The organism is Acidiplasma sp. MBA-1 (assembly GCF_000949015.1).
Classification (GTDB): domain Archaea; phylum Thermoplasmatota; class Thermoplasmata; order Thermoplasmatales; family Thermoplasmataceae; genus Acidiplasma; species Acidiplasma aeolicum.
Genome location: NZ_JYHS01000002.1, coordinates 65,100 through 89,039, shown reverse-complemented (window position 1 = coordinate 89,039; position 23,940 = coordinate 65,100). Strand labels below are relative to the sequence as shown.

At 33.6% G+C, this 23,940-nt stretch carries 29 protein-coding genes and 2 tRNA genes; 15 read left to right on the top strand and 16 right to left on the bottom strand.

The features are described 5' to 3' along the window. Window position 1 precedes the first annotated feature (1 nt). The 3 genes from TZ01_RS03650 to TZ01_RS03640 are packed head-to-tail and all read right to left on the bottom strand — an operon-like array spanning window position 2 to window position 2,214. Window positions 2-733, bottom strand: coding sequence for a tetratricopeptide repeat protein (locus TZ01_RS03650; RefSeq protein ID WP_048101465.1), 732 nt, complete (start codon window positions 731-733; stop codon window positions 2-4). Beyond that, window positions 733-1,977 carry a hydroxymethylglutaryl-CoA reductase, degradative gene (locus TZ01_RS03645; protein ID WP_048101464.1) on the bottom strand — a complete coding sequence of 415 codons (1,245 nt, stop codon included), beginning with the start codon at window positions 1,975-1,977 and terminating at the stop codon, window positions 733-735. The genes TZ01_RS03650 and TZ01_RS03645 overlap by 1 nt, the downstream gene beginning before the upstream one ends. Before the next feature lie 45 nt (window positions 1,978-2,022). After that, a complete protein-coding gene (locus TZ01_RS03640) occupies window positions 2,023-2,214 on the bottom strand; it encodes a hypothetical protein (RefSeq protein ID WP_048101463.1) in 192 nt (63 codons plus the stop codon). Between the two features lie 134 nt (window positions 2,215-2,348). Here TZ01_RS03640 and TZ01_RS03635 point away from each other — a divergent pair, with 134 nt between their 5' ends. Next, on the top strand, window positions 2,349-3,161 hold the full coding sequence (locus tag TZ01_RS03635) for a hypothetical protein (protein WP_048101462.1): 813 nt from the start codon (window positions 2,349-2,351) through the stop codon (window positions 3,159-3,161). 47 nt (window positions 3,162-3,208) lie between these two features. Here the strand turns inward: TZ01_RS03635 and TZ01_RS03630 are convergent, their stop codons facing one another. After that, window positions 3,209-3,562 carry a nuclear transport factor 2 family protein gene (locus TZ01_RS03630; RefSeq protein ID WP_048101461.1) on the bottom strand — a complete coding sequence of 118 codons (354 nt, stop codon included), beginning with the start codon at window positions 3,560-3,562 and terminating at the stop codon, window positions 3,209-3,211. A 97-nt stretch (window positions 3,563-3,659) separates the two neighbouring features. On the opposite strand from TZ01_RS03630, the gene pyrB reads away from it, so the two are divergent. From pyrB to TZ01_RS03610, 4 genes are read left to right on the top strand one after another with little or no spacing between them, the layout of a single operon-like run. Continuing rightward, window positions 3,660-4,577: an aspartate carbamoyltransferase gene (gene pyrB, locus TZ01_RS03625; RefSeq protein WP_048101460.1), complete on the top strand. Its 918-nt coding sequence runs from the start codon at window positions 3,660-3,662 to the stop codon at window positions 4,575-4,577. 1 nt (window position 4,578) lies between these two features. Continuing rightward, window positions 4,579-5,034, top strand: a complete 456-nt coding sequence (pyrI, locus tag TZ01_RS03620; protein WP_048101459.1) for an aspartate carbamoyltransferase regulatory subunit — start codon at window positions 4,579-4,581, stop codon at window positions 5,032-5,034. A 55-nt stretch (window positions 5,035-5,089) separates the two neighbouring features. Beyond that, window positions 5,090-5,701, top strand: coding sequence for an MBL fold metallo-hydrolase (locus TZ01_RS03615; protein ID WP_048101810.1), 612 nt, complete (start codon window positions 5,090-5,092; stop codon window positions 5,699-5,701). A gap of 36 nt (window positions 5,702-5,737) precedes the next feature. Continuing rightward, window positions 5,738-6,001, top strand: coding sequence for a hypothetical protein (locus TZ01_RS03610; protein ID WP_048101458.1), 264 nt, complete (start codon window positions 5,738-5,740; stop codon window positions 5,999-6,001). A gap of 9 nt (window positions 6,002-6,010) precedes the next feature. On the opposite strand, the gene TZ01_RS03605 is transcribed toward TZ01_RS03610, so the two are convergent. Genes TZ01_RS03605 through TZ01_RS03585 form a run of 5 tightly spaced genes read right to left on the bottom strand, consistent with a single transcriptional unit; the run spans window position 6,011 to window position 11,458 of the window. Continuing rightward, window positions 6,011-7,276, bottom strand: a complete 1,266-nt coding sequence (locus TZ01_RS03605; protein ID WP_048101457.1) for a replication factor C large subunit — start codon at window positions 7,274-7,276, stop codon at window positions 6,011-6,013. After that, window positions 7,276-7,602, bottom strand: a complete 327-nt coding sequence (metG, locus tag TZ01_RS03600) for a methionine--tRNA ligase subunit beta (protein WP_048101456.1) — start codon at window positions 7,600-7,602, stop codon at window positions 7,276-7,278. The genes TZ01_RS03605 and metG overlap by 1 nt, the downstream gene beginning before the upstream one ends. Before the next feature lie 29 nt (window positions 7,603-7,631). Beyond that, the gene (locus TZ01_RS03595; protein ID WP_231563413.1) at window positions 7,632-9,149 is read right to left on the bottom strand and encodes an oligosaccharide flippase family protein; all 1,518 of its coding nucleotides are present in this window, start codon (window positions 9,147-9,149) and stop codon (window positions 7,632-7,634) included. 38 nt (window positions 9,150-9,187) lie between these two features. Then, window positions 9,188-9,562, bottom strand: coding sequence for a DUF302 domain-containing protein (locus TZ01_RS03590; protein WP_048101455.1), 375 nt, complete (start codon window positions 9,560-9,562; stop codon window positions 9,188-9,190). 54 nt (window positions 9,563-9,616) lie between these two features. After that, a complete protein-coding gene (locus tag TZ01_RS03585) occupies window positions 9,617-11,458 on the bottom strand; it encodes a PINc/VapC family ATPase (protein WP_231563412.1) in 1,842 nt (613 codons plus the stop codon). Window positions 11,459-11,523: 65 nt separating this feature from the next. Here TZ01_RS03585 and TZ01_RS03580 point away from each other — a divergent pair, with 65 nt between their 5' ends. Next, the gene (locus TZ01_RS03580; RefSeq protein WP_048101454.1) at window positions 11,524-12,987 is read left to right on the top strand and encodes a phenylalanine--tRNA ligase subunit alpha; all 1,464 of its coding nucleotides are present in this window, start codon (window positions 11,524-11,526) and stop codon (window positions 12,985-12,987) included. A gap of 5 nt (window positions 12,988-12,992) precedes the next feature. Here TZ01_RS03580 and TZ01_RS03575 read toward each other — a convergent pair whose 3' ends face one another. From TZ01_RS03575 to TZ01_RS03560, 4 genes are all read right to left on the bottom strand, one after another. Continuing rightward, complete coding sequence (locus TZ01_RS03575) at window positions 12,993-14,219, bottom strand: MFS transporter (RefSeq protein ID WP_048101453.1); 1,227 nt, start codon at window positions 14,217-14,219, stop codon at window positions 12,993-12,995. Between the two features lie 60 nt (window positions 14,220-14,279). After that, window positions 14,280-16,628 (bottom strand): DNA-directed DNA polymerase, encoded by a 2,349-nt coding sequence (locus tag TZ01_RS03570; protein ID WP_048101452.1) that lies wholly within the window; start codon window positions 16,626-16,628, stop codon window positions 14,280-14,282. Between the two features lie 34 nt (window positions 16,629-16,662). Continuing rightward, a complete protein-coding gene (locus TZ01_RS03565) occupies window positions 16,663-17,184 on the bottom strand; it encodes a nicotinamide-nucleotide adenylyltransferase (RefSeq protein WP_048101451.1) in 522 nt (173 codons plus the stop codon). Between the two features lie 77 nt (window positions 17,185-17,261). Then, complete coding sequence (locus tag TZ01_RS03560) at window positions 17,262-17,657, bottom strand: NifB/NifX family molybdenum-iron cluster-binding protein (protein WP_048101450.1); 396 nt, start codon at window positions 17,655-17,657, stop codon at window positions 17,262-17,264. 177 nt (window positions 17,658-17,834) lie between these two features. Here TZ01_RS03560 and TZ01_RS09560 point away from each other — a divergent pair, with 177 nt between their 5' ends. The 5 genes from TZ01_RS09560 to TZ01_RS03535 all read left to right on the top strand — a co-directional run bounded on the left by TZ01_RS09560 (window position 17,835) and on the right by TZ01_RS03535 (window position 19,360). Further along, window positions 17,835-17,996: a hypothetical protein gene (locus TZ01_RS09560; RefSeq protein WP_156150297.1), complete on the top strand. Its 162-nt coding sequence runs from the start codon at window positions 17,835-17,837 to the stop codon at window positions 17,994-17,996. A 12-nt stretch (window positions 17,997-18,008) separates the two neighbouring features. Beyond that, window positions 18,009-18,551 (top strand): hypothetical protein, encoded by a 543-nt coding sequence (locus TZ01_RS03555; RefSeq protein ID WP_048101449.1) that lies wholly within the window; start codon window positions 18,009-18,011, stop codon window positions 18,549-18,551. A 188-nt stretch (window positions 18,552-18,739) separates the two neighbouring features. Beyond that, window positions 18,740-18,931 (top strand): hypothetical protein, encoded by a 192-nt coding sequence (locus TZ01_RS03545; protein ID WP_048101447.1) that lies wholly within the window; start codon window positions 18,740-18,742, stop codon window positions 18,929-18,931. A 15-nt stretch (window positions 18,932-18,946) separates the two neighbouring features. Beyond that, the gene (locus TZ01_RS09850) at window positions 18,947-19,138 is read left to right on the top strand and encodes a hypothetical protein (protein WP_055032333.1); all 192 of its coding nucleotides are present in this window, start codon (window positions 18,947-18,949) and stop codon (window positions 19,136-19,138) included. Window positions 19,139-19,285: 147 nt separating this feature from the next. Continuing rightward, window positions 19,286-19,360: transfer RNA gene (locus TZ01_RS03535), tRNA-Arg, on the top strand. Between the two features lies 1 nt (window position 19,361). On the opposite strand, the gene TZ01_RS03530 is transcribed toward TZ01_RS03535, so the two are convergent. Together TZ01_RS03530 and TZ01_RS03525 are read right to left on the bottom strand one after the other, a co-directional pair. Beyond that, complete coding sequence (locus TZ01_RS03530; protein ID WP_048101445.1) at window positions 19,362-20,105, bottom strand: DNA polymerase sliding clamp; 744 nt, start codon at window positions 20,103-20,105, stop codon at window positions 19,362-19,364. An 87-nt stretch (window positions 20,106-20,192) separates the two neighbouring features. Then, a complete protein-coding gene (locus TZ01_RS03525) occupies window positions 20,193-21,440 on the bottom strand; it encodes a Glu/Leu/Phe/Val dehydrogenase (protein ID WP_048101807.1) in 1,248 nt (415 codons plus the stop codon). Between the two features lie 226 nt (window positions 21,441-21,666). On the opposite strand from TZ01_RS03525, the gene TZ01_RS03520 reads away from it, so the two are divergent. The 3 genes from TZ01_RS03520 to TZ01_RS09550 all read left to right on the top strand — a co-directional run bounded on the left by TZ01_RS03520 (window position 21,667) and on the right by TZ01_RS09550 (window position 22,854). After that, window positions 21,667-22,164, top strand: coding sequence for a DUF2250 domain-containing protein (locus tag TZ01_RS03520; protein WP_048101444.1), 498 nt, complete (start codon window positions 21,667-21,669; stop codon window positions 22,162-22,164). Between the two features lie 33 nt (window positions 22,165-22,197). Then, window positions 22,198-22,270: transfer RNA gene (locus TZ01_RS03515), tRNA-Gly, on the top strand. Between the two features lie 368 nt (window positions 22,271-22,638). Continuing rightward, window positions 22,639-22,854, top strand: a complete 216-nt coding sequence (locus TZ01_RS09550; RefSeq protein ID WP_156150296.1) for a hypothetical protein — start codon at window positions 22,639-22,641, stop codon at window positions 22,852-22,854. A gap of 32 nt (window positions 22,855-22,886) precedes the next feature. Here TZ01_RS09550 and TZ01_RS03510 read toward each other — a convergent pair whose 3' ends face one another. After that, window positions 22,887-23,189: a hypothetical protein gene (locus TZ01_RS03510; RefSeq protein ID WP_048101443.1), complete on the bottom strand. Its 303-nt coding sequence runs from the start codon at window positions 23,187-23,189 to the stop codon at window positions 22,887-22,889. Window positions 23,190-23,736: 547 nt separating this feature from the next. Between TZ01_RS03510 and TZ01_RS09720 the strand changes: the two genes are divergently transcribed. Further along, window positions 23,737-23,901: a hypothetical protein gene (locus TZ01_RS09720; RefSeq protein WP_169749846.1), complete on the top strand. Its 165-nt coding sequence runs from the start codon at window positions 23,737-23,739 to the stop codon at window positions 23,899-23,901. Window positions 23,902-23,940: the final 39 nt, after the last annotated feature.

Genomic DNA, 23,940 nt, shown 5'->3' with positions numbered 1-23,940 from the left:
TTTACTCCTTTGATCTTGCGGCAATTTTCATGGCCTCATCTATATTTTCAAGCTCCATGGCTATGTCAGATGCAGCATCATAAATATATGAAAGACTTGACTTAAACTCCTTTTTGTCCTTTTTGGTTTTAATTTCATCCATTATTTTATCAATTTTGTCCAGGGATTCCTTTGCAAGACTGAATGCTTCATCAATATCTGTTGATCTTAATATGTTTATTTTTCCATAAACAGCCTCAAAATAATTCTCCCAGTCACCTGAACTTTCTGTCATTTCTATAACCTTATTATAAATATCAAGCGCCTCCTTATAGCCGCCTTTTGTTGATGATAGGGCCTCAGCCTTGGCATTGTAGGCCATGGCTATTAACTGTCCCTCCTTTAATCCCTCAGCTATTTTTATTGCCTCTTCAAAATATTTAATTGCATCATCCCTTTTTCCTGAATCGAGATTTATATAGCCTATATTCATTAAATCCATAATTTTCATATCATCTTCGTTTAACTTATTATGTATATCAAGGGATTCCTGTGCATATTTTAATGGATTTTCTGTATTTTTAGGCTCCAGCGCAAAATATGCCTGTGATAATTTATAGCATATCTCTGCCTTTTCATCACTGGCATCTGTCATTCCATTGTACGCCTGTGTATAATATCTAACAGCATCCATGTATTTTTCCTTTCCCATGGCCTTATCCCCATTCTCTATTAATTCATCTAAATTTTCCATTAGTTACCACCATTATATTTATTTATTAACTCTTTTGCACTGGAATAACTTATGCTTTTATTCTTTATCATTTCATTAACAATATAATCAATATTTTTCTCTGTTGCACCGGCAGCAATGGCAACATTTCTAGCGTGCAGCTTCATATGCCCCTGCTGTATTCCCTCATCGGACAATGCCCTCAATGCTGCAAGATTCTGTGCCAGTCCAACAGAGGCCAGAACACATGCAAATTCCCTGGAATCCCTAACATTTAATATCCTTAAGAATAATGAGGCTTTTTTTGAGGTTTTTGTTGCGCCTCCAATGGTTCCAACAGCCACCGGTATTTTAATGGTTCCAACCAGATTACCATTTTCGTCCTTATAATAATCTGTTAATGGTTTATAACCATCCATGGATGCATAGGCGTGTGCATTTGCCTCCTGTGCCCTGAAATCATTCATTGTTGCAAGTAAAACAGCGTCAATGCCATTCATTATGCCCTTATTATGGGTTACCGCACGGTATATATCCGCTTTTGCCATATGAGATGCCATAATTATTCTATCAACTATTTCATCCCCACCAAGAAGATCCCTGCTAAACACTGCATGTGAATATGCAACCCTTTCTGTAGTAAGGTTACTCATAATTCTGAGGTTAATTTTGCCCCCTGTGATACTCTCTATATATGGTGCAATAAATTCAAGCATTGTATTTATTATATTTGCACCCATTGCATCCCTTACATCTATAATTAAATGCATTATTATATAATCATCCTGCATAAAAATTTTTATATCCCTGGCACCGGCATTCATTGAACTTAGTGTTTTTGATCTTGAGTTTGCCATTTCAAGTATCTCATTTTTATGGCTTAATATATTAATCACCGCAAGCCCCGGGTCCTTTAAGTTATAAATCTGTAATTCACCACGCATTACAGGATCTGAGGCAAATGCAGTAAATCCACCAAGGGGTCTGGCCATTCTTGCACCATTGGAGCATGCAGCAACCACTGAAGGCTCCTCAATGCTCATTGGTATTAAATAATCCCGTCCATTAATTCTGAAATTGGTTGCTATTCCCACGGGAAATCCTATTGTTGATATGGTATTTTCTATCATGTTTTGCAGGTCTTTAATGGAATCCTCATGGGATAAAACTTCTGTTTCCTCCTTGGAGAGCGATGAAAATTCAGAGACTATTCTAATTCTTTCCTCAACAGACATTTTGTGAAATCCATGAATCGCTGAATCCATAGAACTATATACTCATTCATATTAATAATTTTTTTATTGTTAATTTTAATATTTGTTTTTATTAAGCTCCTTCTGGAATTTTGGCACATCCTTAAAGTATACCTCAAGTATGAACGTGCCAACATAATTGCAGTCATCACATTTATAAACCGGCCCGCCAATGCCACCATTTATCCAGTTAACCTTCATGGAGCCGCACTGCGGGCATATTTTAACTATTTTAAAGTCATCTCTCATTATTTATAAATCATATAATCAATATTTAATATTATCCATTTGTATATCAGGATACATTGAAACTGTTTAATTTTTATTATATTAGAACATTTTTAATTGCATTAATTTAAATTTGATAATATAATTACTTATCAATGGCTAGAAATTTTTCAAAAAAGGAGATAAATTTCTCATTTTTAAAAAAATATGGTAATTTCTCGCTTCTTTCCTATTTAATAGAAAATAAAAGGGTTCAGGAAAATTTTGAAAACATTACAGAGGTCATACTAAATTCTGAAATTTCAGCAATTAATACAAAATTTGGCACACCCGCAAAATATGATGCAATAATAGCCCTAAAGCAGGGATATATAAGTGCAAAAAATGGGCTTTTAAGCGCCGCATTTGAAAACAGCAGGTTTTTTCTTGAAAGATTATCGTTGTTAAAAATCATTTCATGCATGGACATGGAATATAATCCATATGAGCAGGCCATTATTAACCGTGACTGGCATGTTTTAATAGATAACAAGTTCACAATATATAGCATCACACAGTTTACCGGCAGGCTTAACCATTATTTTGGCAAAAATTTTATGGCCAGGTCCAGCTCTATTTATTCAACCGGAATTCCACTATGCGGAATACATTCAAAGCATTTTAAAAATTATTCCTATCCAATTAATGAAATTGAAAAGGACTATGCCATTACAATAAACGAAAAGTGTGCAAAATGTGAAAAAAAGGCCACAAGATTTGTAATTTCACTTCCCAAGGCCGGTGCAATTATAGGCCTTCTTGGCTATTACACCGGTGCAGATACACGTGATTTGGGGAAAATATATGCTGATTATTCAAGGGTTCTTCACCCATATGGATTTTATAGCTACTCAGAGGAGAATGTATTTAATCTATGGTCTCTGGATATAATAAGGCTGGTTCATCTTATTAATAAGATAGTTTTTTAACCTTAAACCCTGATGTGGGAAGATCCCGATAACTGCAGGGAATGATGTCACACATTTTGTCCGTCAAAATATGTATGCCTTCTTATGGCCTTTCCATTCCTGAATGTGTATATATCTGCAAATTTTGTATATGAATCACTGCCGTCCTTTAATTTTCCATGGAATTCTCCCTCAACTATTACATATGGCTCACTGACAATTATATTATTTATTGTATGATGCCCCTCAGAAATTATCCTTGTATCCTCATAAAATTTCTTGAAATTTTCCATTCCACTTATTGGTGGATACCCTGGACGTTCGTATACAATATTCTCATCGAATATTGAAAATAACGTATCAAGGTCATTTGCATCAACCGCTGTATAGTATTTTTTTACAGTATTTTCAAGGTTTTCCATGCCTTATTAATTTATTAATCATTTAAAAACTTTTGTTCCCCCCAAACAATAAGATGGAAACAAAAACTTAATGAAATTATAAACGATTACAATTTAAATGTTAAAAAATAAAAGTCTAATCTCAATTGCAGACCTGGAGGATGATGATATAAATGCCATTTTTGAAAAGGCAGATTATATTTCCGGACATATGGATGAGGTTCTAAGGACATCTCCCATGAAATCCAAAATTCTTGCCACATTGTTCTATGAACCAAGCACAAGAACCCGGCTTTCCTTTGAGGCTTCCATGGAAAGACTTGGCGGCTCTGTTATTAGCATGGCAGATTCAAAGACATCATCATTTGCCAAGGGGGAAACGCTTGCGGACACGATAAGAATTGTTGAGTCATACTCTGATATCATAGTTATCAGGCATCCACTTGAGGGTGCGAGCCTCCTTGCATCTAAGTTTTCCTCAAAGCCAATAATCAATGCAGGTGATGGTTCAGGGGAGCATCCAACACAGACATTAATAGACCTTTACACTATTAGAAATGAGACCGGCGGCATAGATGATAGGGAAATTACAATTGTTGGTGATCTTAAATATGGAAGGACAGTTCACTCGCTTATACTTGCACTATCAAGGTATAACGTAAAAATTAATCTTGTATCGCCACCATCTCTTGCACTGCCCAACTATGTTTATAATGGCATAAAGGATAAACTAAACATAGAAACATATAATAATCTTGATGATGTAATATCAGGAACAGATGTTTTATATGTAACCAGAATACAGAAGGAACGTTTTGTTGATAAAAACGAATATTACAAGCTCATAGGTTCATATAAAATCACATTAAACGAGGTCAATAAAATGAAGAATGGATCCATTATTATGCATCCCCTTCCAAGGGTTGATGAAATTGACCCTGCCGTTGATTATACAAAAAATGCAAAGTATTTCCGGCAGGCTGCAAACGGCATACCGGTTAGAATGTCATTAATATCAATCATACTGGGTGATTAGAATGGAAAGAACCTTAAAAATTTCAAAAATTAAGGATGGAACGGTCATAGACCATATACCATCAGGAAAGGCTGTAAAGGTGTTAAATATATTAAAAATTTCTGAAAATACCTCTGTAAGCATTGGCATAAGGGTGCCCAGCAATATGATGGGTTTTAAAGACGTAATTAAAATTGAAAATAAATTTCTCGAAAAAATAGAACTGGATAAGATTTCATTGATAGCCCCAAGCGCCACAATTAGCATAATTAAGGATTATGATATAACTGAAAAATTTAAGGTCGATCTGCCAGAAAGCGTTATAGGAATAGTAAGATGCACAAATCAGAATTGCATTACAAACGCAGGTGAGCCTGTAAGTCCAGAGTTTAAGGTTATATCAGCAAATCCATTAGCCCTAAAATGCATATACTGCAAGAGGGAAATGTCCGAATCTGATGTAATAAACAGCCTGTAATATAAAATTATATGTATAAAATAAAAGTATAAATTTTTATAAAATCTTTATGGTTATGCAAATAACCAGTAATGTTCAAAAAATTGATGGCACAGTTGCAAACTGTTATTTAATAAAAGAAAAGGATATGGACATTCTCATAGATGCCGGAACAAAGTCTTCAGGAAAAAAAATTATAAGCTTTTTTGAAAAGATAAATGAAAGGCCGGATTATATACTTATTACTCACAGCCACATGGATCATATTGGTGGCCTTCTGGAACTTTACAACAAATTTAAACCGGTAATATATGTTCCAGGGCTTGAGCTTAAGGTTATTCAGGGAGCAGATAAACTTCATCCAGCAAATATGTTTCAGAAGATTATATATGCCATGTTTAAAACAGAGCCTGTAAATGATATTAAACCTGTATATGATATGAAAATTCCATTTATGGACTATTATGATACCCCGGGGCATACAATAGGGAGTGTGTCATATCTTTACAAGCCCGGCAATATACTATTCTCAGGCGATGCTGCCATAGAACGGCATGGTGGATTGATTGTGAATAAAAAATTTTCATGGAATTATGCAGATGCCATGGAATCACTTAATAAAATAAACAGAATTAATCCTGATATGGTATGTCCCGGCCACGGCAACCCTGTAGGAAATAAAAAATAAACAAATAAATAAAGCATATTGTAATTCATAAATACCTTGAAGGGATCAATTTACAGGAAAAGGTACATACTCGCATATTCGGAAAATGGTGATGAACTCGATAAATACCTGTTTTACTCCATGGGCATTAAAAGGAAATATAGATATAAAAATTATAGGATATACCTGGCCAACCAGTTCAACCGTAATAACGTGATTAAAAAGATAGAATACCATGGCGGCAGGGTAGAATATGTAAGTGGAACCATAAAAAAATGCAAGAAGATATTGGGCAGTGAAATCATAAAAACACTGAACTAAAAAATATATTTATTCAAGGGCATTTTTTTCCTTATCTGTTATTTCAAGTATTTTTATTATATCAGAAAACAGTTTCCTATCATGTTTTTTTATGAATTTATAAAACCATAGATATTTGGCCATCTCATTTGATGGCATATGGTTAACCAACGCAAGTTTTTCCAGAACTGTTTGTATGTTATATCTTTCAGTATTGCCCTTTCTTGAGCTCATATTTTTAATAAAGGCCGGAAAATTATATTTTACATAGTGTTCATTCCTTTCATTTGCCTCAAAGGATATACCACCCGCAATCTCCATGGAATAGCTGGAAAGCGAATAATCCCTTATTCTCATATTATAGTATATATCAGCCTGTGAAAGTATATCAAATATATTTTTAAGATCCTCAGGGTTTTTGTATTCCATGCCAGCATTTTCTGCAAGCCACTGCATGTAAAAACCTGGAAAATCAGTATCACCATTAATTGCATAAAGAGAATTAATTATATCATTATAATTTCCGGACTTAAATGTCTTTGAAACCACATAGTATATGGATTCCTGCTCATCCCTGTATGCATCCTCTGCATTATTTCCCCCGCGGTAAAGCTCCAGGTCATTCAGTGTTGCCCTCATATCGGGCTCATCCTTTTTTATAATTTCCATTAACTGTGAATCATTTATTTTAATATTCTCATTTGATGCTATATATTTCAGCCTCTCAAGGAGTTTCTGTATATAAATATGATAGTTTCTTTCGCTCCTTTTTTTATAAGGCGTTATTTCCATGCTAATTGATAGTGATATTATTTCCCTTGCACTGCTCTTTCTCTTGAATTCATAAAAATCATTCATTGTTAATATAACCGGATTCAATGTATTTTTAATAATTTCAAGCAGTTCAGAAATCCCACCGCTATCCCCGCCCTTTGCCGGGTCCCTGGATTCAAATATATTATCAGCCTCATCAATTAATATTATTCTGTCAGGATAATTTTGCTCATAATTAAATAAATCCCTGTATTCTGCGGCCATCAATGCCACTTTTTTCATGTTTTCCCTGTTCCTCTGATCTGATCCATTCATCTCTATTAATGGAAGGTTATAGCACCTTGAAATAACGCCTGCCAGAGTTGTTTTACCGACACCCTGGGTGCCATAAAGTATTAAAGCCTTTTTTGTCTCCTCATGTCTCATCCATGAATCCATCCAGCTTTTTATCTGATTCTTGATATCATCAGGAAGTATGATATCATCGAATTTTTCCGGGCGGTACTTATCGGGGAGTGGCATTAATGCACCTTTGAACCCCTTTCCACCTCCCTGTCCGGTGTTAAAAGTGATACGCCCTTATCATCCTCAACTGCAAGAAGCATTCCCTGGCTTTCAAGGCCCATAAATTTTGCCGGTTCAAGATTATTTATTATAACCAGCTGCTTTCCTATCATTTCCTCAGGTTTATAATATTCATATATGCTGGAAATTATCTGTTTTTTTTCATCCCCAAGGTCCACAATTATTTTTAAAAGGCTTCTTGATTTTTCCACCTTTTCACATTCAATTACCTTTCCAACCCTAAGGTCTATATTATGGAAGTAGTCTATTGATATTTTGTCCATATCCTGTATTTTAGAAATTAAATATAAAGTTATTCATTTTTCAGCGTTCTGGATAATTTAAATGGATTTAATTCCCTTATAAAATCAATAATAACCGATTTTTTTATTTCTCCCATTTTTATTGACAGAGAAAAAAATATGGCAATTGATATAATTGAAAATATTAAAAACAAAAATACACTGTAGGGCCTTACATAATATGCAACTAGGTATAAAAAGATAAACTGCACTGATGCAGGAATTATCTGCCTGAAAATTTTCATGTTTATTTTTGATTTTTCTATTTTAATAACATAAAATCTAAAAAGTACAGCCTCAATTATCATTGCAATAAATGTGGCAACAGCGGCACCAATAACGCCAAGTGAGAAAAATGTTATTCCAAATATGCTTTTTGGAATTAAAATAAAATCAAGGATAATATTTGAAGATATTGAAATTAAGGTTATTTTTCCAATGTTAATTGTTAGCCCCCTGACAATTAAACCGGATGTGTACGGTGAATTTATTACATTAAGATAATTCGCCAGTGACATAAATATTAAAAGTGTTGAATACGGAATAAGATTGGCGCTCCAAAGGTTTGCAACGAAAATTCTCAGTGCTATAAATATTATGACCAGTGGCAGGATAAACAGGGATATGGTTCTTTCAAATACTGATATATTATCATTAAAACCATTTTTTGTCTCCTCCCTTGTTAATAATGGTATGAAAAAAACACTCAATGCCATCGAGAATGTGATTATTGGCATCGTTATTCTCTGCAATGCCGCATAGGCCCCGGTTGCGGAGGCATGCCAGAAAAACTGTATAAGCACCTTGTCTATATTTCCGCTTATAGTTGCAATTATGGATGAGGCTGCAAGGGGCAGTGCCAGGGTTATGTATTTTTTTATTATTGTTTTTTCAGGTTTTTTAATATGCCAGGGCCTGCCCAAAAAATATGAAACAATAAAAAAGATAAAGTATGAAAAACTGTATATTATTGCAAATATAATTGCAGCACTTACATGCATAAATATGGAAATCCTGAATTTATACATCAACCCCATATAAATGAAGGCGGAGTTCCTGAATACAGCCTCAACAATCTGTGGCAGCATCATACGTGCAGCCTGCATTTTTGCATTAAAAGTTATGTAATAAAAATCCTTTAACCTGTTAAAGGCAAAATATGGTATTAAAATTAGAATTGAATAATATTCAACCGGGCTCTGAAAACCCCTGTGAAGCACATCAACCCATATATATAGTGCAGCAAGTATTATTAGCACTGTTCCAAATGTTGTTATGAATTTCAATGTCAGGAATGAACCATTGTATTTTGCCCTGTCCGGATCATTCATGGACATAAACCGCAGATGGGCAGAATTAAATCCCAGATCCGAAAAAATACTTAAAACTCCAATGAATGCCAGTGAAAAACTTAGAAAACCCCACTGCTGAAGACCTATAAACCTGATTATAAAAAAAAGACCTATGTATCCAAATAGCGAATTTATAATCTGGCCTTCCAGTATCAGCGGGGACTTTTTTGCAATCAACGTTACGGTATTAGAATTCAGTAAGTTAAAGTTTATGGTTAAATTTTATTTATCAATTCTATTAAAGCACTTTCATACTTTTCTGCTATTTTTCCATCCGAATTAAGGTATTCCCTTGAAAATACTGATGGCTTCGGCATAAGAATTCTGGTTTTTCCATCATTTTCTATTAAAACAAGCTTGCATGGTATAAAAGCGCCTATGTCAATTGAATCCCTTATCAACTCCACTGCAGCTGGTGGAAAGCAAACGTCCAGTATATAATATGGATTTAATTTTTCCTTCATTTTAGAAAAAATCTCCTTAACATCTATATATGACATTATTACCCAGTTGTTTTCTTTTAAAATTTTATGCAGCTCTCCAAATACCTGTTCAGCATTTTTATCCACTGTTCTTTCATATGAATACATAAATTGAAATTATAGGATGATATTTAAATCATTATTTTATTACATAATATTTATTTATTTCTTTTCGTCATCCGATATCATATATTGAATCTTTTTGCCCTGTTTTATATATTTATATAATGATGACCCTGTATCACTGTTTATTCTTAGTTTTATCATTCCCTTGGATGATGATCTTGCCTGCATTATTAATATGCCGTCAACATAGATTTTGACAGGTTTATTTCTTGATCCAATATCAATGAATATTGTTTTATTTTTAATTTCAAAAACCGCATCCTGCAATACATTTACGTCCTCATCAAGGGTATCAACATCAAGCTTTACCCCAAATATATTTTCAAAATTCGATATTGTTTCACCCTTCTTTCCTATTAACTTTGGTATTAATGTGTCCGGAATTTTTATGATTGCACGGTTATCAGAAATTAGGTCAACAGAAACCTTCTCAGTGTTAAGGAATTTTGATATTTCATCCTTTATTTTTCCTGCAGCAAGAGAATAAAGCGGATTTTTGCCCTGAACCTCGCCAACCGGAACAACCACAACCTGATCCCCGAATGTGTATATCTCACTTACCGGTTTATTCTTCATGAAGTCCTTAATAACTATGACAGGCCTGGCCAGATCCTCCTGATTAAGCCCATATGGCACCTTTACAACATATTCAGTGGTTAATACCTGTGATATCTTACCGCTTTCTATAAAGAGTATTGTATCTATAACCTGTGGTATTAAGCCCAGCTCGATTCTGCCTATAAATCTCTGAATTGCATCGGTGGCCTTTGTGGCATGCACAACGCCTATCATTCCCACCCCTGCAAGCCTTAAATCTGCAAAAACCTTAAAATCTGATGTTACCCTCATTTCATCAAATACTGTGTAATCCTCCCTTACCAGTAATAATATGTCACCGGTTTTTTCCATATCCCCCTCAAGGCTTGTATACTGTGTTATTTTATCACATACCTGCAAATCCCTTGGTTTTTCCATTGTTTTAACGATCTTTTTCTTTGATGCATAAAATTCAGCAAGTGCAGTGACAAAGGTACTCTTGCCTGCACCCGGGGAACCGGCAACAAGAATTCCGTTGGCCCTGTTTTCCAGCCTTTCATATAATTTTTTATCTATATTATAATCACTTATTGTTGTTTTTTTAACCGGCCTGACCGCTGTTATTTCAAGTGAATCTGAAAACGGGGGCCGTGTTATGACAATTCTTATGTTTTTTAGCTGTATAACAGTGGCACCGAACATATCCATTTCTATAAATGATTCATCCTCGAATTTACCCCTTTTAACAATATCACTTGCAATGCTTTCCAGCTCCTCCTTTGTTACAATGTAACTTAATTCCTCAAGTACAATGCTTCCAGGATACCCATTTTTTAACAATGGCTTCATATTCGCCTTCAAATGAACAGATGTTGTATTCTCCTCAAAAAATTCCTCTATTGTCTTAAATTCCTTTTCAAGTGATTTAAGGTATTCAACATTAATACCCTTAATTATTGCAATATCCCTCTGTATGTTGTCCCCGGTTACAAGGGTGGCGTTATATTCAAGCGCCACATCCCTTATTATATTATCAATTTCCCCACTGTGAGCCCTTCTAATCTGCCAGTCCTGTGGCCTTTTTCCATATATTTCTATGTAAATTTTTCCAGCATTTTCAAGCTCCCTCAACCTTTTTAGCTCCTCGAGGGCAGCGAATCCTATGGACCTCCCCTCATTTGCCTGATGCTCAACCTCAGCAAGCATGGCCTCGGGAAGTATTACCCTGGAACCCTCATGATCCTTAATGAAGGAGGTAAACCGACCGTCAATAATAACCGATGTATCAGGTACGTAATCCACATACTTTAATGGTATATTATTATTTAAATAATTTCCCATAATAATAAAAAATCATGTTATTATAATTTCATAATTTTTTAATATCATCAGGATATATTGATACAATGCAGGGCACCGGAATTAGTTACAGCGAATATCTGGTTTTAAAATATTTAAAGGAAAATGGAGAAAAATCAGAATATGAAATTATTATAGATGGTCTTGATCAGAGAAATATATCAAGCGCAATATCCTATCTTATTGCCAAAAATCTTATAAAAAGTACGGAGAGAAAAAAAACAACCTACATTGTAACAGACGAGGCAATGGGATATCTAAAAGATGGTTTTCCTGAGGAAAAATTGTATAAATACCTAAAAAATGCTGGAAGGGCAAAATTAAGCGATATTAAAACCATGTTTAAGGATTGTTTTGGAATTGCATTATCAAATCTGGCAAAATATGGAATAAAACCTGTAAATGGTGAGCTAATATACAGGGATACCAGATTATTGGATTATGTTGAAGACCTTAAAAAGGGAATAAATGAAATAATTTCAGGCAGCGTTCCTGATGCAGGTATCATAGATTTTTTAAAAAAACGAAATCTTATAAGGGAAAAAACAAACATTGATAGAATAATAAGCATTAATGAAAATGGCTTAAAGGTTCTTTCAGGTTACACAGGCAATCAGTATTCAGGCCAGCTGACATCCGAAATGATAACATCTGGAAGTTATAAAAATATTGTTTTCAGGCCATATGATTTGAATATGAGGCCGGAGGAAGCCTCAGGTGGGGGCCTTCACCCTCTTACACAGCTAATAAGAAACATAAGAAGGATATTTACAGAAATGGGATTCACAGAAATGCATGGACATTTTATAGAATACACAGCATGGAATATGGACATGCTTTTTATACCACAGGATCACCCTGCCCGTGACCTTCAGGATACATTTTACCTTGATTCAGACAGATTACCGGAATTTGAAAATCCTGAAATAATTGACCTGGTGAAAAATGTCCATGAAAATGGCTATAAAAGTTATTCTGGCTGGAATTATAAATGGTCTGAGGAAGAGGGCAAAAAAATTATTATGAGAACTCACACAACAGTAAATACAATAAGATACCTGTATAATAATAGAAACCCACCACAGTATATATTTTCAATAGAAAAGGTATTCAGGCATGAAAGTGTTGACTGGAAGCACCTTTCTGAGCTTTATCAAATAGAGGGTGCAGTTTATGCCAGGGATGCCAACCTGTCAACATTAAAATGGCTTTTAAGGGAATTCTACTCAAGGCTTGGTTTTAATAAAATAAGGCTTATTCCATCATATTATCCATACACAGAACCCAGCATGGATGTTGTTGTTGAAATAAACGGAAAGGAGGTTGAGCTTGGTGGATCGGGCATATTCAGGCCCGAGGTCACAGGGCCAATAGGCTTAAAATATCCAGTTCTGGCCTTTGGTCTTGGCCTTGAGCGACTGGCAATGATTTACTATGGCCTGACAGATATACGCGATATATATAACAGTGATATAGAATGGTTAAAAAATTATAAAATAAGATTATACTAATTATTTTAAGAGGCATTTTTTAATTTGTCTGACTCCTTTTTGTTTTTTGGAAGCAATGGCAGGAGTATAACGGAAATTATTGCAAATATAAGCATGTATACAAATGAGGTAAACAGTGTCACCTTAAGGAACAGAAGCAGGGTTACTATGGCTATACCAACTGACCCGCCAACTATGTTTCCAAAACTCCATATAAGCGCATTTGACTCTGTTGAGAATTCCGATGGTATTACCTGTGCAACGTATCCAAGGAGCACCGGGAAGCCACTGAATGCAGCAAATACATATAATAGATAAACCACTGTTAGCAGGGCAAATGTATGAACAATTAAAAAAATGCCAAAAAATATTGTTGATAAAATTGTGGTTAGTGCCACAGTGAATCTTCCACCGCGTTTTCTTACCATTGACCCAAAATATGGCTGGCCGGCAACTGCACTTAAAAAGCTTATTGAAACAACATCACCCATTAATATTTTCGAATTAAGGACATCATCCAAATAGTCTGGGACAAATGTAACAGTACCCATCATAAATATTGACCTTATAAATACTATTAACGTAAGGGCAATTAAGAATTTTTTATAATCACCGAGTTTTGGTTTTTCCCTGGTGATTTTGGTGACCTTTCCCTCATCAATTTTATATTTGCTTCTTCTGAAAAAGCTAAGGCCTGCCAGTATAATAAAGGCTGAGGCAAATGTATAGACGCCTATTATATAAAGTCCATTTACCTTACCAAAGAAATCAATTGAATATACAAGTATAAACGGTATCACTGCCCTGCCTATGCTTCCAAAGGAACCATTATAACCCATTGCTGTTGGTGACCTTTTTTTCCCATATGTGAATGAAAGTATTGATGCGCCTATCGGATGATAAAATGCCTGTCCTATGCCAAGAAGAACGGCTGCAATAAGTATGGTATAATCAATTATGTTATGGCTTACTATAAAGGAAACACCAAAGAGCATTACCGATGTTGCCTCAATAAAAATGCCTGTGAATATAAGGAAACCATCATGATCAATCCTGTCAGCAAGCCTGCCTATTGGTGAACCCAGGAACCCTGAAATTAAATTATATACAATTGCCATTGCACCTAGTAATGGAACGCTGACCCCAGGAATTAACTTATAATACGCTATTAAAGTTGGAAATAACAGGAAATTACCATCGTTTGTAAAATGACCAAGGGATGTAAATATTAAAGATCTTAAATCCTCCTTCATGGATAAGTAATTTATCTATATTATTTAAACTATTTGATTGATAAAAAGTTTATTCATAAATTATTTGAAATAATCCTCTATATTCTTTTTCTGTTTTGGTTTTTCCTCCCTGACCTCAGTGAAATTATCAGTTAGCTTGGCCTGCGGATCCTTAAATATTTTTATCTCCTTATCCAGACTCTCAAGAACCCTGTTAAGTGTTTCCTGCAACCTCTTGGAGTAATATTCATAATCCGGCCTGTAATTGAATGACATTCCGTCAATAAACGGTTCAACCTCCTGCGGTGTCTTTTTGGAATTTGTGACAATCCATGAAACCTTCATTCCCGGAATAAATGTTTCCCCACGTTCAATCATTTTTCTGGCAGCATTTACATTTGCCATTGAATCTGCATTCTTATATGTGGAGAATTCCTTTACGCTTCTGGATATTACAAGCTTTTCAATATCAACATCGCCGTTTGAAACCTTTTTAATTAAATCCTCAGCATATTTTTTTGCCCCATCAATGTTACGGTCAAGAACAAGCTCAAATACATTATTTAATGCCTCGCTCTGGAGATCAAATGAATCGGTTCTCCTTGTTTCATATCCCCTGACAAGTATTTCGCCCCTTTTATCCTCAGGGTATACAATTTTCCCTGCATATCTTTTTTTTGCCCCATGTGAAAATAATGGGTCCATAATTTTTTCAAATTCCAGTGTAAGATTATTTTCCTTAGAGATGCTTGAACTTAAATCATTTCCAAATTTAACTGCCTCATCAAGTGTTTTTTTGCCAGACTCAATAAAAATGGAATCTGTATCGCCATATATTACCCTTAACTTTTTATTTTCTAGTTCTTTTATTATTGTCGTTATTGTATCTCGGGCAAATGCGGTGATGGCACTGCTGATCTCCCTGTTAGTAAATCTGTAAAATGACGTACCCAGAACGCCATAGAATGTATTCATAAGAACCTTTATTGCAGCCTGCAATCCATCAAGGTATTCATAATTCTCCTTATCGGTTTTCATCTGTTTTTTTACAGAGTCTCGATCCTTCATTAATTCTTCCAGTATTTGAGGAATCAGCCCTTTTTTAACCTCTGGGGAAAGAAATCTGGCACCGTTCGGTGCAACAATTGTACCCTCAGGGCTTAATGTTGTAAAACAAATATTGTACTTTATTATCATTGATGGGTACATGCTTTTAAAGTCCAGAACAACAACCATATCATATAAACCCGGCTCTATGCTGTGAACATATCCACCCTCGTAGGTTTCATTTGAGGCTGATCTTGCGCTCATTGGAACAGCAATATTTAACCTGTCTGCTCTCCTAATTAAAATTGAATCCACATAGGTACTGGTGCCGCCGTTTGTAACATCATCCAGTGGAAGCATTGATACCGTGGACATGTATAAATTCCTGTCGAGTATCCTTATTTTTCTGTAGATTTCCAGTGCAAGGTAGGCATCCTTAATGCAGTATTTTATTACATCATCCTTCCGGTTCTTCCATTCATCCTCTATATTTAATCTGTCAACGTTTTCCTTGCCCTCATTTAAAAGATAATTTGCAACATAGTTTAGGCTTTCATGCTTTGGCTTTAAAACCTTTTTTACCTCCCACCATGCATCATCAACAACCCTGCCATGGAGCCTCCAGAACTGGTTCATTATTCTTCTTGGTGGAAGAAAATCACGGCCGATATTGAAGCTTAAATGATGCTCCCTCATCCTCTCTTCAAGTAAGGGCAGGTCATAGCCATCTATATTGTATCCGGTTATTATATCTGGGTCCTCATCCTGTATCAGTTTATTAAAATTCCTTAATATGGATTCCTCATCAGATGATATGGAGCCCTGCCTTATGGACCCATTAAAATATATTGCATAACCAATGACATATATTTCCTTGGATTTTATTGAATTCTCAATATCAAATGATAATATCTTAAGATCGGGATTAAATGGTTCTGCATTTTTTATTTCATTTATTTTTATAACATAATCTGTCGTATAATTATTTTTTTCATCGTCTAATTCTTCCCCATCTATTTCTACTGATGGACCCAGATCAAAATCATAAAGAAACCTGTGATGGAACGGTATATCTGCAGCAAGAGCCTCACAGCTGCATATTTTTCTCATTTCAGGTACCTTCCAGGGAGATTTTATGTATATTTTTTTTACATTCTGGTTCCGGCCATCAAGAAACAATGTTTTATCCTGCATATCCAGAAACTCAGGATTCTCCTTAATTTTTTTAATGCATTCATCATCTGGGTTAACATAATAGAAATATGGCTTAAATCCAAAATATAAAGCGGTTACAGATTTTCCATCAGCAGTTCTTCCATACAATTCCACTGTAACATCGCTCTGCCTGTATGAGGCGGTTATTAAACGCATTTTTAAATTCATTTATTTCATATTCATATTTAAAATAAATAGTTTATTATATTGGGTCTTCATCAGTATTCGCAAGTTCCCTTATTCTGTTTATCCCGTCAAGGCAATTTGTTATTATATTATAAACTGTTTCCGGAACATCATCCTTCCAGTCCAGTCCCTTGATCATCTTCTCCCTTATTCTGGTTCCAGACCATGATTTTCTGTTAAGCAGGGGAAGACTCCTGACCTCGTATTTTTTCTCATAAAACAATCTTTTAACCAATGGATTATTTGTATAAACCCTTGAAAATGGCGGTGTTAATGATTCAACATGGGCAACCCACATTGGATTGGAGTTTACATCCTCTATTGGTACAATATAGAAATTTTTTATGTTGTTTGCCTCCAGTGTATTTGATATCATTAAGTATCTTTCACCTGCTGTAAATGGATTTGTAAGTGTATGTGAGAACTGTGCGCTTCCGATACCTATGATAACATGATCATTATCCTTAAGTATTGTTTTTATGATTTCCAAATGCCCCTTATGAAATGGCTGAAATCTTCCAATAATAAAGGCTGTCATTTAAACATTATGATAAATATATAAATAAAATTTCCCACTTATTTCCCATAAAAAATATGTGATTTAATAAATATAAATTATATTTTATTCTTATATTTGGCCGATTTCTTTAATAATTCCTTTGAACAATCGGATATTGTTGGTTTGTCTGTTGATTTTAGCTTATTTAATAAATAATTTTTAATGCATTCTGTTTCCTCTCCGCCTGAAATATATACCTTTATTTTATTATCCAAAAAATTAAGTCCGGGCTCTCCAATTCCAGGCACTATTAATGTGTTCACACCATACTTAAACAGTGTTTCAAGCATTGGAAGGCCACCATCGGATTTTATCTCCAGGGCAGGATTTTTATATTTTTTAATAAGATTGCATTTATTCCTGTTATCAGATATTTTAAAGATATGGACCTCCCTGGCCTTCCCCGGCATGTCAACCATACCATCTGTAACAGGCATTGCCAGTATTTCCATGTTTAGAATATAAGTGTTATTGGTTTAAATACTTTATGCATAATTTAAAAATCTTCATTAATTTTTAATTACAAACACATATTGTTTTGGCGCATTAATTTTTCTATATTATAATTTTTATATAGTATTTTATTACTTTGGATTATAGCATATAATATATAGAAACCCTTTTATAGTATGAAATCTATATATATAGATATTATGAAACAAAGATTCATAATAATTGTACCTATAATAGTTTCATTACTGTTTGTTATGATGGCATTTTCAGGAAATTTTGATAATAATAGGAACATCATTAATAATGAAAACCCATCCAATAATTATGTTAGGATATGAAATATTACATTCATGAACATTTTTAACATATCAAATAATGGAATAATATCATTTAATAATATTAATAAAACTAATATTAACAGTATAAACAATTATGAAAACAATGATATTAAGAATAATAATATAATACCACATAAATATAATTATATAAAAACAAACAATACAAATTATTTATTACAGTATTACAATAATTCCAATATAAGATATACAATAGCATTTACAGATACATTTAAAGATTACAAGGTCGAAATAGGTGATATAATATACAATAACAACAATGAAAATATTTCATACATATATGCAAATATTGTGCCAATAAATTCATCAAAAATATTATTGGGAAATGAATTTACATTAAATTATAAATCAACATATAATAATGAAATGAAAAACTTAATAAACAGTATGGAATTAATTTCATTTACTTATATGAATTCCAATAACAATACACTAAATAAATTCGGAATAGAATATTCATATATTGCATTGGCAATGAATAATATACTGAAGTTAACAAATAATAACATAAAAAATATGGAAATAAATAAAACTTAAGGAATAGCTATGGCCAATAACAGGTGGTTTGCAGTATGTATTGTTGGTTATATAGCATTAATCATGATTGTTGAACTTTATGTACTTCTGACATTGGGCTCTCTTATAGAAGCACTGGTTGGTTTGGTTTTTGCTACACTATCAGTAATACATAGTTCTTATAATGGCTTTAATATATCAGTGATAAAATGGAAAAGATAAAAAAATCTTTGTATTTTAACATGGCTTTACTAATTTTAATGGTTTACGAGTTAGTAGCTGCAATACTAACTAAATGGCTTTTAGGTATATATCTTGGAGCTTTTATAATTATAATATATTCGTTTGCTTTAATATACTATATTTACAAAATAAAAAAGAATAATAATAAAATAAATTAATGAAAAGTGATAAAAATGGATAAAATAAAATATTCTATATATATTGCGATATTTCTAATATTTTCAATTTCTTATGAATTAATATCATCAATAGTTTCAAAACATAAATTAGGTATAATTATTGGCTCAATACTTTTAATAATAGATTTTTTGTTATTAATATATTATACCATAAAATTACAAATCAGAAATCATGAAAAACGATAATATAATATTTTTACTGTAAATTCAAAATGACTCTTTGCAATATCATAAATCCATCATGAAATAATGATAAAAAATTTTAATTGCCAATTATGAAAAAATATCTAAAGTCAAAAAAATTAAATGCTATGTATCAATATCGAATAACAAGGGCACGTGGCCTAGCATGGATAGGGCAACAGCCTCCTAAGCTGTAAATCAGGGGTCCAAATCCCCTCGTGCCCGCTCAGGATTCCATTCTTGGTGCCAGCAAAAATCTCCCTTTAATTCTGGCATTTTCATTTCCAGATCCGAGATTAAACTCTATTGTTAATGGATAATCACTTTTAAATGATATCTTGATATCCTCATTTGATGATATTGACTTAACAAGTTTTAACAAATATTCAAGAGGATATGATGATTTTATTGGTTCATTGCATACAAGTTCCTTAACCATGTCCTTTGGCAAAATCATCTCACTCTCATCAGCATCTGATGTTGACTTTGCATAAAAGTTATTTTTATCAAGGGTTAATCTTATTGCATCCGATACATCCTCGGCTGCCCTGAGTCCCTTCTCAAAATCGGCCTTTGTTAACACAACATAATCATCAGATGCAATCTGCGGAACCCTGGGATTTGTTATCTGATCGTTATCTATTAAAGAAATGCTTTTAATTATTGTCCCTATTTCAAATTTTAGTTTATCTTTATCCTTTGTTATTATAACAGTATCAGCAGACGATGCTAGTTTAATAACAGACCTTATTTTTTCAAGGTCAACTGATATTTCCTCATCCGCAGGCACGTCATATTCAGAAAATACAGTTTTTGGGACCTCTAATGACACCATTGCCACATGTGCAGGGTCAACTGCATTAACTGAAACACCTGAAATACCAATTTTAAATTTAGCCTCTGTAACCACAGTACCAAGCATATCTACTATGTCCTTGAGATTTTTTATGGAAATACTCATTCTTGTCATAATCATCTATCATTAATATAACCCTTATAAATATTTTTTTTGTTAAAAATAATAAATGATTAAAAAGAATAAAAATATAAAATTTTATTAATAGATTCCCCTAAGCTTCATTGCGTCCGCAACACGCTTGACTGCTATTGTATAGGCAGCAGTCCTTGGGTCAACATTGTATTTTTTATATGTTGCGAGGACATCCTGTGCGGCCTTTGTCATCTTGGCATCAAGTTTCTTATAAACCTCCCCCTCAGTCCAGTAATCTCCAGTAATGTTCTGTACCCACTCAAAGTATGATACGGTTACCCCACCAGCATTGGAAAGAAAATCTGGCATTAAAAGCACACCCTTCTTAAAGAATATTTCATCAGCCTCTGGCGTTGTTGGACCGTTTGCAAGCTCCAGGATTATTTTGGCCTTTACCTTATCTGCATTGGCACCTGTAAGCTGGTTTTCTATTGCTGCAGGTATAAGCACATCAACGTTTAGCTCAAGAAGCTCCTCATTTGTTATTGTTTTGCAGTTTTTAAATCCCTCCACCTTTCCAGTTTTTTCTTTATATTCAAGCAATTCCTGGAAATCTATTCCATCCTCTGAATAAATGCCGCCCATTGAATCGGATACAGCAACAACCTTTGATCCAAACATTTCTTTAACAAATTTTACAGCAAACTGTCCGGCATTTCCGAATCCCTGAACGGCGACTCTTGCCTTTGAAAGATCAAGTCCTATTGACTTTGCAGCCTCCCTTAGGACATACATGCCTCCCTTTGCTGTGGCATCACCCCTGCCCAGTGAACCACCAATTTCCACTGGTTTTCCTGTAATAACACCGGGTGCTGAATGCCGTACTATCTTCTCATATTCATCCATCATCCATGCCATTATCTGCGGTGTTGTGTAAACATCCGGTGCAGGTATGTCTATATCCGGCCCTATGAAATTTGCAATTGCATCTATATAACCCCTGCTTAATCTTTCAAGCTCACCCCTGCTCATTTTTTTGGGATCGCATACAATACCTCCCTTGGCACCACCGTATGGAAGGTCCAGAAGGGCTGTCTTCCATGTCATCCATGCTGATAGGGCCTTAACCTCTGAAAGTGTCTCCTTTTCATAGTACCTTATTCCACCTTTCATTGGTCCCCGGGCATTGTTGTAATGAACCCTAAAGCCCTTAAAGACCTTGGTTTCTCCACTGTCCATTTTTACAGGTATGGAAACCTCAAGTATCTCCTTTGGAGAACTTAAAATTTCAAGAGCCTGTTTATCTAAATTTATCACGCTGGCAGCCTTTTTTAGCTGCTTGAGAGCTATATCAAATGGGTCTAAATCCTCCATTGTAACACCATACATGAATTGTTCAGAAGTAGTTTAATCTTTTTGTGGGGGAATTAAATTGACCTATTATAACGAACATGAAATAAACATATGACATGATAAAAAAATATTCTCATCATTTTTTATATAGACCATGATTTAATAATAAATCAAGTCCATCCCATGATTTTATAATAAAATATAAAATGTATTATAATATAAATTAATATTCAACTGTGGTGTAATCATGGAAGATGATGAAATAATTAAAAATCTTGTATTTGATAATCAACTTTTAATGGTATTGCAGCATTTTAATCTGGCAAAACTGGATTATGCAAAAAATATAAAAATTTATACAAGCATACCCCAAATGAATGTAAATATTTATCTGGAGCGCCTTGAGAACATGGGGTTAATAGAAAAATATTCCGGTTCTTCAATAAAAAGAACTGAAGCAAAGCTTAAAAAAACAAATGAGGTGCATAAGCATCATACATATTATTTACTTACAAATAAGGGGCATTATATTCTGAAAAGCATAGGACCCCGGGAATATATAAAATATCTTGAACTTCCCTGCCTTAAGATGCTCGCATATAAAAAGAGAAGAAATGATGACCCATCAAAAAGGGCAAAGCTTATTAATATGGGGCTTCTAGATAAATATGGTGAAATTACCCCCATCGGGGAATCCGTTCTGGACCTAGCAAAGAGAAGGCAGATAAATCTGTCTGATACTTAAAAGTTAAATATAAATTTTAAATAAGGTCTGTAGGCGACTGTAGTGTAGCCTGGTATCACAGTGGCTTCCCAAGCCACTAACCCGGGTTCAAATCCCGGCAGTCGCATTATTATAAAGGTTTAATGCTTTAACCAATACATCATTAAATTTTTTTATTTATATACTCTGGATCCAGATTTTATAATATAAAAATAACATTATATAATTTATATCTTATAATTAATAGAGAATATAATTAATCGGAGATGTTATAGAACAGTTAAAAAGAATTCCAAGCAATTCAATAGACCTTGCTATAACATCTCCACCATATTGGGGCCAAAGAGATTATGGCATTAAGGGTCAGATAGGTATAGAAAAAGAACCGGAAGAATACATAAACAAACTCTTAATTGCTTTTGATGAGTTTAGCGGAACCTAGTATTAAACTCAGAGGGCCAAGCAAATTTTATTATTTTAAGTTCTCAATTTAAAATGAAATATCCGAACCTACTATCATTATCAAAATCCACCGCTATTTTATCAGTACTTTTATTGCATTCTTCTGGAAGGCTATCAAGCATGCTTATTAAATCATCCCTGCTGGTTATGGAACCATCGTTTGCTGAAACAAAAGCCACAATATATGCAGGGTCTGGTTTTGCACTCTTTAGTTTGTCAATATCGTTTACAATAGAAGAAGAATTATAATTCTTGAAATAAAAGTCAAGTTTAAAGGAATTTTATTTATTTATTTGATTGCCTATTAAAAGATGCTTTAATTCGATCCAGCAACAATCCCCATTTAATTTTATTTTAAAGTCTGCTTTTTTTCTCTTTCCTGGTTCTTGATTAGGTATTTTTACCTCTCTATTCTTATTAGTCAATTCATGAACATTGCCATCAAAATATTTCATTAATTCTCCTCTAAACCATCCCTCTATCTGAATTTGAAGTTTAGAAAATAATTGTAAATATTCCTTTTTACTGTTAATCAATTCATTATAAAACAAACTTATCTCATGCTCGAATTTATTATTTTCCATTATAAATGATAGCATAATTTATAGGCATAAAAAACTTTGCAATATCATAAATTTCCTCATTTTACATTCCAAAATTTTAAAACCGTTCAATAAAGATTTATATAACAAATGGATATATTTATAACAGATAATCTCAGCATGGAATCATTATTAAATGAATATTATAAACCGATTACTTATGTTTTTGATAGAAAAAGTATTTTCTTTATATACTTTTGAAAATGAAAGCACTTAGTGGTATAATTCTACCTAAAACATCTTTCAATCTTTAAAACTCCTTTATAACGTATCTAAATTTTACAAATAAACGTATATATTTAGAAGGCCTTAAGGTATTATTTCCACAAAACAAATAGCAACATAAAGATCAGGGAGTATATTAGGAGAAAATTAAATTAATTTTTGAGAGATTCGATTGCGGAAATAAGGAATGTACCAGATATTAGATCTAAAGCATACCTCTTAACTTGGTTAGATCCCTTATTTTCCTATTTCATCCTTCTATTATAAGCAGTGAAATTTATATGATACTTTCAGATGTATTCTTATGAATTCATTAAGATTCAAGGAAACGTTTTACGTTGATTATAGCCTGGCATATACTATCATTAAACAGTATGGCCTTACAAGCAGGGATAAGGACAAAATAGAAGGCATGAAGATGGATCCAGGCATTAAAGATGCGATATACAAAATACTGAATATAGCTTGATTTATTATAAAACTATGATTATAAAAATATGCGAAAATT

Excerpts from the sequence above, each read along its gene's own strand:
- TZ01_RS03650 (WP_048101465.1), bottom strand. The coding sequence starts at position 733 with ATGGAAAATTTAGATGAATTAATAGAGAATGGGGATAAGGCCATGGGA.
- TZ01_RS03645 (WP_048101464.1), bottom strand. The coding sequence starts at position 1,977 with ATGGATTCAGCGATTCATGGATTTCACAAAATGTCTGTTGAGGAAAGA.
- TZ01_RS03640 (WP_048101463.1), bottom strand. The coding sequence starts at position 2,214 with ATGAGAGATGACTTTAAAATAGTTAAAATATGCCCGCAGTGCGGCTCC.
- TZ01_RS03635 (WP_048101462.1), top strand. The coding sequence starts at position 2,349 with ATGGCTAGAAATTTTTCAAAAAAGGAGATAAATTTCTCATTTTTAAAA.
- TZ01_RS03630 (WP_048101461.1), bottom strand. The coding sequence starts at position 3,562 with ATGGAAAACCTTGAAAATACTGTAAAAAAATACTATACAGCGGTTGAT.
- pyrB (WP_048101460.1), top strand. The coding sequence starts at position 3,660 with ATGTTAAAAAATAAAAGTCTAATCTCAATTGCAGACCTGGAGGATGAT.
- pyrI (WP_048101459.1), top strand. The coding sequence starts at position 4,579 with ATGGAAAGAACCTTAAAAATTTCAAAAATTAAGGATGGAACGGTCATA.
- TZ01_RS03615 (WP_048101810.1), top strand. The coding sequence starts at position 5,090 with ATGCAAATAACCAGTAATGTTCAAAAAATTGATGGCACAGTTGCAAAC.
- TZ01_RS03605 (WP_048101457.1), bottom strand. The coding sequence starts at position 7,276 with ATGCCACTCCCCGATAAGTACCGCCCGGAAAAATTCGATGATATCATA.
- metG (WP_048101456.1), bottom strand. The coding sequence starts at position 7,602 with ATGGACAAAATATCAATAGACTACTTCCATAATATAGACCTTAGGGTT.
- TZ01_RS03590 (WP_048101455.1), bottom strand. The coding sequence starts at position 9,562 with ATGTATTCATATGAAAGAACAGTGGATAAAAATGCTGAACAGGTATTT.
- TZ01_RS03585 (WP_231563412.1), bottom strand. The coding sequence starts at position 11,458 with ATGGGAAATTATTTAAATAATAATATACCATTAAAGTATGTGGATTAC.
- TZ01_RS03580 (WP_048101454.1), top strand. The coding sequence starts at position 11,524 with ATGCAGGGCACCGGAATTAGTTACAGCGAATATCTGGTTTTAAAATAT.
- TZ01_RS03575 (WP_048101453.1), bottom strand. The coding sequence starts at position 14,219 with ATGAAGGAGGATTTAAGATCTTTAATATTTACATCCCTTGGTCATTTT.
- TZ01_RS03570 (WP_048101452.1), bottom strand. The coding sequence starts at position 16,628 with ATGAATTTAAAAATGCGTTTAATAACCGCCTCATACAGGCAGAGCGAT.
- TZ01_RS03565 (WP_048101451.1), bottom strand. The coding sequence starts at position 17,184 with ATGACAGCCTTTATTATTGGAAGATTTCAGCCATTTCATAAGGGGCAT.
- TZ01_RS03560 (WP_048101450.1), bottom strand. The coding sequence starts at position 17,657 with ATGGAAATACTGGCAATGCCTGTTACAGATGGTATGGTTGACATGCCG.
- TZ01_RS09560 (WP_156150297.1), top strand. The coding sequence starts at position 17,835 with ATGAAATCTATATATATAGATATTATGAAACAAAGATTCATAATAATT.
- TZ01_RS03555 (WP_048101449.1), top strand. The coding sequence starts at position 18,009 with ATGAACATTTTTAACATATCAAATAATGGAATAATATCATTTAATAAT.
- TZ01_RS03545 (WP_048101447.1), top strand. The coding sequence starts at position 18,740 with ATGGAAAAGATAAAAAAATCTTTGTATTTTAACATGGCTTTACTAATT.
- TZ01_RS09850 (WP_055032333.1), top strand. The coding sequence starts at position 18,947 with ATGGATAAAATAAAATATTCTATATATATTGCGATATTTCTAATATTT.
- TZ01_RS03530 (WP_048101445.1), bottom strand. The coding sequence starts at position 20,105 with ATGACAAGAATGAGTATTTCCATAAAAAATCTCAAGGACATAGTAGAT.
- TZ01_RS03525 (WP_048101807.1), bottom strand. The coding sequence starts at position 21,440 with ATGGAGGATTTAGACCCATTTGATATAGCTCTCAAGCAGCTAAAAAAG.
- TZ01_RS03520 (WP_048101444.1), top strand. The coding sequence starts at position 21,667 with ATGGAAGATGATGAAATAATTAAAAATCTTGTATTTGATAATCAACTT.
- TZ01_RS09550 (WP_156150296.1), top strand. The coding sequence starts at position 22,639 with ATGAAATATCCGAACCTACTATCATTATCAAAATCCACCGCTATTTTA.
- TZ01_RS03510 (WP_048101443.1), bottom strand. The coding sequence starts at position 23,189 with ATGGAAAATAATAAATTCGAGCATGAGATAAGTTTGTTTTATAATGAA.
- TZ01_RS09720 (WP_169749846.1), top strand. The coding sequence starts at position 23,737 with ATGAATTCATTAAGATTCAAGGAAACGTTTTACGTTGATTATAGCCTG.